At 43.6% G+C, this 5,649-nt stretch carries 5 protein-coding genes; 2 read left to right on the forward strand and 3 right to left on the reverse strand.

What is annotated here, in order from left to right; all coding sequences use genetic code 11:
• Positions 1 to 221: 221 nt before the first annotated feature.
• On the reverse strand, positions 222 to 1,523 hold the full coding sequence (locus tag WAM07_RS13590; RefSeq protein WP_422167663.1) for a BsuPI-related putative proteinase inhibitor: 1,302 nt from the start codon (positions 1,521 to 1,523) through the stop codon (positions 222 to 224).
• A gap of 60 nt (positions 1,524 to 1,583) precedes the next feature.
• The gene (locus WAM07_RS13595) at positions 1,584 to 2,435 is read right to left on the reverse strand and encodes a YitT family protein (protein ID WP_422167665.1); all 852 of its coding nucleotides are present in this window, start codon (positions 2,433 to 2,435) and stop codon (positions 1,584 to 1,586) included.
• 194 nt (positions 2,436 to 2,629) lie between these two features.
• Between WAM07_RS13595 and WAM07_RS13600 the strand changes: the two genes are divergently transcribed.
• Together WAM07_RS13600 and WAM07_RS13605 are read left to right on the forward strand one after the other, a co-directional pair.
• A complete protein-coding gene (locus tag WAM07_RS13600) occupies positions 2,630 to 3,490 on the forward strand; it encodes a DegV family protein (protein WP_422167666.1) in 861 nt (286 codons plus the stop codon).
• A gap of 61 nt (positions 3,491 to 3,551) precedes the next feature.
• Entirely contained in the window at positions 3,552 to 4,442 is an 891-nt protein-coding gene (locus WAM07_RS13605; protein ID WP_422167668.1) for a DUF4349 domain-containing protein, read from the forward strand.
• A 47-nt stretch (positions 4,443 to 4,489) separates the two neighbouring features.
• On the opposite strand, the gene WAM07_RS13610 is transcribed toward WAM07_RS13605, so the two are convergent.
• Positions 4,490 to 5,649: alpha-amylase family glycosyl hydrolase (locus WAM07_RS13610; RefSeq protein WP_422167670.1), on the reverse strand; the 1,160-nt coding region annotated here is incomplete at its 5' end.

The raw sequence follows: 5,649 nt of genomic DNA on the forward strand, positions 1-5,649 counted from the left end.
GGGATAAACATGATCGGTGAGACCCCGGAAGTCGAAGACTGAGGAGGCTCAGCACATGCCCACGGAAAGCGAAATCGTCCCCCGAAGGACCTACAGACTAACCCGATATCTCGAAACTGAGTCTTACACAATCCGGCCTGTTAGTTGAATAACCTTCTTGTGAAAAACGAACAATTCAGTATAATCAAAAAAGCCGTCACGATGATCGTGACGGCTTCTTATTAATTAAATTTCTGAAGAAGTAAATTGTTAACGTGCACAGGACTTCCATCTTCAGCACTTTCTTCAAATAAAGTCAAAGTCAGTGAGCCGAATCCCGGCAGGTCTTTCTCCGGTATATCAATTTCCACCTTAAATGAAGACCACGCTGGAGCACCTTCAGCTACTTGTACGGTTGTTGGTACCACCAGTACGTAATGACCATCTTCCACTGTGTAGACAAAGCTGCCTTCATGAACGCGCGCTTCTCCTTCAATAGTGTAGTCACCATTCTCACCAGACAAGGTTACGTTGCGGAATGCCTCGCCCTCCGTTTTAACCTCTCGCTTCGTTGATTCCGTTTCATTCTCCGATTCACTCTGGGCAATTTCCTCTAAGGCAACATTCTTTATCGTTTCGTCTTCACTGCCTTCAGACTTCCCTTTAAGCGTAAGAGTCACCATACCGAAATCAGGTAAATCCTCATTTGGAATCGAAAGCTCCAGAGTAAAAGGAGCCCATTCGAATTCATTTCCTACTTCCATTGTTTCAGGTTCAATCAGCACCTGATGACCATCTTCAACCAGGTAGGTAAACTCCCCGTGTGATACGTGGGCTTCGCCCGTGACTGTATAGGCTCCATCTTTACCGCTTACTTCAATATTACGGAACCCGTCTTCCTCGGCACTCACAGTCTTCTCTTCTGTTTTTACTTCTTCATTTGTTTCTTTATCTTTATCAGACTCTAACGGGGTTTCTTTTTCTGGTTCTGTAGGGGGAACTTCATTTTCTTCCTGGCTGTTCCCCGTTTCTTGATCCGCAGCCTCAACACTAAATGATTTCGTTAATTGGAAAGGTTCAGCCTCTAATGGCTGTTCATTGATTGAATTTACCAGGAACGTAATAGTGGCTTCGTAGTCCCCTGGCTCTTCAATACTTGTCCATGTTTCTTCAGCTGTTAATGATTCACCCGCTGCCAAATCTTTGCTGATCATTTCCTGTGTAAACATTTTATTAGCTGAAAATGTATAAACACTTTCCCCTTCAGCATTCGTTACTTGAATTTCATATTCCTGGCTGGAAGTAAACCCTAAGGTTAAAGCCTCATCCGACGTGTTTTCAAGCGACATTTGAAAATCGGCTGTATTCTCCGAAGTTTCCACGTTTGCTTCCATATTCAAAGATTGAATGAATGCTTCCACTTCTTCAGCTTTTGGTTCTTCTACCTTAACTTCCTTAGATTTAGTCTCAGACTCTGCTTCATTTCCGCAGGCCGCCATGGTAATCATCATGACCCCCATCAAGATGGCTAATACATGTTTCATAACGCCACTCCTTTTTTCTATTTACATGATTAGACGACCATATTACAGAAATGTTACAAATTATTTGTCATCTTTTCGGAAGAAACCAAAAATACCTGTCGTTTGAACGATATTGGTAAACGCAGAAGGATCGACATCCTGGATAATATGCTGCAGGTCATATAATTCATATCGGGTAATAACCATAATCATCATATTTTTATCCTGCTGTGTAAAAGCACCTCTTGCTGGCAAAGTTGTAATGCCGCGAACCATTTGGGAATGGATCGCTTTTTCTAAATCGGCTGCTTTTGACGTGATAATCATAGCCGTAAGCTTTTCGTGACGTGTATGAACAGCGTCGATCACACGAGTCGTTACGTATAACGTCAATAATGTGTACAACGCGTTTTCCGGTTCATATAATAAACCAGCAATCGCGATGATAGCACTGTTCAGTACAAGGAAGTAGATACCGATCGGACGGTCTTTCATACGAGAAAGCACCATAGCTACGATGTCCAAACCGCCTGTTGATGCACCCCATTTAAGGGTAATACCAACGCCCATACCACCGATCACACCACCGAACACGGCATTCAGGATAATATCCCCCGAAAGCTGCACCACGGGTATTAATTCAAGAAAAAGGGTAGTGAAGGCGACTGATACAACACTATAAACCGTAAACCCCTTCCCTACTTTAAACCAGCCTAAAATCACTACTGGAATATTAAGTATGAATAAGATAAAACCTGTACTAATTCCTGGCATACCTAAAAAATCGTTAAATATACTGGTAAGCAGCTGGGCAACCCCGGTGAACCCGCTCGCGTAAACATTGGCTTCAATGAGAAACAGGTTCAGGGAGATAGCATTAAATACTGCCCCTAACAACACAATGATAATTCTTCTTAGTTCAACTGTGAACAATCCGCAACCTCCTACGAGTAGTCTACTATCTTTTTTATCACCGTAACGAGACAAAATCAAGTTAAAGGTGAGTAAGCTGTGAAAGATTCCGTCGAAATGCCCCATTAATTGTCGTACGTTTTCTTGTAATTGCTTTGACTATCCTTCCTATTATGCCTAAACTTAAAGAAAGAATATAAATGGCAGGTGATCTTATGAATGTGCAAATTGTATGTGATTCAGCCAGTGATCTATCTCCTGAAACTCTGGAAAGCTATTCGTTAACCATGGTTCCCTTGAAAGTGACCATTAATGGAGAAGAGTATGAAGATGGGAAAACCATATCCCCCAGTGACGTCTATGACAAAATGCGAAACGGAGAAACCCCTAAAACTTCTCAGGTTACCTCCCAGGCTTTTCGAGAAACGTTCACAGAATTTGTAAAGAACGATCAGCCCTTTATTTATTTTGCCTTTTCATCGGAACTATCCGGTACATATCAAAGCGCAAAAATGGTAGAGGAAGAAATTAAAGAAGAGTATCCTCACGCTCAGTTCGAAGTTATCGATACGAAAGCAGCCTCTCTTGGTTGCGGACTCGTGGCCATAAGAGCTGCTGAACTTGCGGAAGATGGCTATTCATTCGAAGAAATCTTAGAAGCTGGAAAGTATCATGCAGCTCATATGGAACATATTTTCACGGTAGCGGATCTGGAATACCTATATCGCGGCGGCCGCGTAAGCAAAGCCTCCGCATTTGTCGGGAGCCTGCTTAAAATTAAACCGCTGCTTCATATGGAAAACGGCAAGCTTATACCGCTTGAAAAAATTCGCGGTTCCAAAAAAGTATGGAAGCGAATGATTGAACTTATGAAGGAACGCGGCAAAGATTTAAAACATCAGCGCATCGGCATCAGCCACGGCGATGATCTGGAAACCGCGGAGCAGCTGGCGGATATGATCCGCTCCGAGTTTGGTACTGAAGATATACGTTTTGAAATGGTCGGCTCAGCCGTCGGTGCGCATGCAGGTCCCGGCACCATTGCCTTATTTTTCTTAAATGATACACCTCAATAGAATGGGTTCTTTGTAACCTTTCCCTCTTTTTAACGACTATATTAAAAAAGGGGGATTTTTTATGGTGACGAAGATACTGAAACTTGCCTTAAGCATCATGCTGCTTCTTGCTGTCTCAGCAGCCTGCAGTCAAAATGAAGACAACAGTGCGGAGACATCCGAAGAAGCTTCGTCCGATTCTGCCGAGTCCAATGGATTGTCAGAAACTCCTTCTCAAGCGGAAAACGGTGAGGAAAACGGCCCGGCCCGCATCGCTCAAAATAGCGAACAACGCATGATGGTCTATGAAGCTAATATCGACGTGGAAACGAATAATTACGATCAATTTCACCAGCATCTTCAGGAAAAAATGAATCAGCAGGATGCTCATATGGTCGAAAGTAATATTAGCAAAAACGAGCAAGGCAGACGACAGGGGCATATCCGCATCCGAGTGCCTCAGCCGAACTTTGAACCTCTGCTTACAGGGGTGGAAGAGATCAGCAGTGAAGTTCTTTCCAGAAATATATCCGGACGCGATGTTACCGAAGAATACGTGGATTTAGAATCTCGTCTGCAAGCTAAGGAAAAAATTGAATCACGTTTGCTTACCTTTTTGGAACAGGCCGAAGAGACCGAAGATTTAATAAAAATCTCTCAAGATCTCGAGCGCGTTCAATCTGAAATTGAAGTATTAAAAGGGAAAATAAACTATTTAGAGAATCAGAGCGATTTCTCTACGATAACGGTCTCCATTCAAGAAACAGCGGCCGGTGCAAATTTGAATAACTCCCCGGGTAACATCTGGGAAGAAACCAAGCTGGCCTTTATCAATTCTTTGCATTACGTTGGTCAATTCTTCTCCTGGCTCATTGTATTCTTCCTGGGCTACTCTCCATTTCTCGCGCTGATCGCCGGAGTGGGTCTGCTTTTTTGGCTGGTCAGAAGAAAAAAGAAAAAGTCATCCTCCTAATTTAAACGCCCCTCTTTTCCATCTACGTGGAAAGAGGGGCGTTGAGATTAAGAGTTTTCTGTTTTCCGGTTTTTAAGACTGATCAGGGTTACAGCAATTACAAATAAACTAAGAACGCCGCCGACAAAACCAATAAATAGCCAGTTATAGCCTTCGTCTGGTTCCACCACAAAAACGTCTGCGGTTTCCCTTTCCATTCCAAGACGGTATTCCCCATTATCCTGCTGTCTGACCATTCCATCATGCAAGAGCCCTCTAAGCTGCTGCCCTTCCGGTAAACCCGACAGTACAGCGGCTTTCGTTTCTTCTGCATTATTAATCGCAACGATCATCGTCTGGTCTTCATAGCTCCGTTTAAAAATAGCCAGACCTTCTTCATTGTACATTTCTTCATATTCTCCGCGTGTGAGCGCAGGAAATTGTGTTCTCATAGAGGTTAAATTATCGATACGCTGCTTCAGCTGCTCGTCCCCTGCTTTGAAGTTCATCATTTTAATGGTCGATGGATCGCCGCCATCATCAAGGGGAAGCTCCGTACCAAAATACATGACAGGTATGCCTGGAATCGTAAACTGATACGTCAATGCGAGCTTCCAGCGAGTGATCGGATTCTGCCCTTCTTCTACCGCCAAGTGCGTAAATCGTCCGGTTGAAGGGTCATCGATATATCGAAGAGTCTCGTAAGGTTCCGCTTTATGTTCGACGTTATCCTCCCAAACGGTATAAAGATCATCAAGGCTATTTCCGGAAGATTGAAACGTCCCACGTGTCACAGATTGAAAGGAAACAGAAGAATCATCTTCCCCTTTCAGATTTTCTGTAAATAGTCCAAACCCTTTCTGTACGGACTGAACCCGTTCCTCAAGATCTGTATAAAACTTATCGGGTAAAGGAACAGCACTATGTAAATGGAACGCATCTACTCCTGTTTCCTTGATCCAGAACTCAGCGGTGTCGAGGAAATAGCTCTGCACCTGAGGATTGTCCAGATTTAATACGGACATATTCTCTGTCCAGGCTTCCGGATAGGTAGTATCAGTTTCCGCATACCAATCGTTTTTTTGTGAATCCTCTTTCCAGGGATGATCGCTGCCGGTATGGGACACCACAAAATCAAACATCACCTTAAGGTCCAGGTCATGGGCTGCTTCGACCAGCTCATCGGCTTTCTTCATGGTACCGAAGTGTTCATCGACCGATCGAAAAT

The organism is Halobacillus sp., assembly GCF_049282395.1.
Classification (GTDB): domain Bacteria; phylum Bacillota; class Bacilli; order Bacillales; family Halobacillaceae; genus Halobacillus.

Excerpts from the sequence above, each read along its gene's own strand:
- WAM07_RS13590 (WP_422167663.1), bottom strand. The coding sequence starts at position 1,523 with ATGAAACATGTATTAGCCATCTTGATGGGGGTCATGATGATTACCATG.
- WAM07_RS13600 (WP_422167666.1), top strand. The coding sequence starts at position 2,630 with ATGAATGTGCAAATTGTATGTGATTCAGCCAGTGATCTATCTCCTGAA.
- WAM07_RS13605 (WP_422167668.1), top strand. The coding sequence starts at position 3,552 with ATGGTGACGAAGATACTGAAACTTGCCTTAAGCATCATGCTGCTTCTT.